Origin of the sequence: Haemophilus sp. HMSC071C11 (genome assembly GCF_001837655.1) — a bacterium.
GTDB classification, from domain to species: Bacteria; Pseudomonadota; Gammaproteobacteria; order Enterobacterales; family Pasteurellaceae; genus Haemophilus; species Haemophilus influenzae.
Map to the genome: position 1 here is coordinate 23,709 of NZ_KV833414.1, position 820 is coordinate 24,528.

1 pseudogene is annotated in these 820 nt (G+C 36.3%); it reads left to right on the forward strand.

The features are described 5' to 3' along the window. Positions 1–820 (forward strand): annotated as a pseudogene (locus tag HMPREF2644_RS05145) (phage tail protein); the annotation flags it as partial.

Genomic DNA, 820 nt, shown 5'->3' on the forward strand with positions numbered 1-820 from the left:
TGACGGCTTATTTTGCCGTGGATAATATCCCTTCTGGGTGGATTGCCTTTGATAGCATTCGCTCAACAGTCACACAGCAAAATTACCCAGAGTTATATCAATATCTTGTTGATAAATATAGCTCTATTTCAAATGTACCACTTGCGGAAGACCGATTTATTAGAAATACAGGGAATGGATTAAATATCGGTCAGACACAAAGTGACGAAATTAAAAAGCACGTACATAAAGTTAGAACACACTGGGTTAATTCAAGTGATAGTAATGTTTTTTATGACAAAACGAAAACTGTTATAGACTCACGATTACGCTCTGCAACTGTAACTGATGACAATCTCGGTGATAATGGATTTATGCATCCGCTTTTAGATAGCCCGATGGCTACGGGGGGAGCTGAAACAAGACCGCGAGCGATTGCTCTCAAACTTTGTATAAAAGCAAAAAACACATTTGATGACGTGCAATTTTGGGTTAAAGCATTCGGCGTTGTTGAGAACGCAGGAATTTTAGATGCGGGTACACTTGTGCAAAATATGCAAGCGTTATCTGCGAGGGTTGACCAAGAAATAAAAGAAAATAAACAATCTACTTTACAAGAAATAAACAATGCAAAAGTTGATATAAATCAGCAATTTTTGCAGGCACAAAAGAATTTATCTCAAATTGGCACATTAAAAACAGTCTGGCAAGGTAATGTAAGTTCTGGGCGTATTAATATTTCAGAAAAGTGTTTTGGTAAAACACTTATTTTGTATCTTCAGTCATCAGAAAGCCACAGGCTTGATGATAATAACAATATTGAAATTGTCAGTTTTGAAGT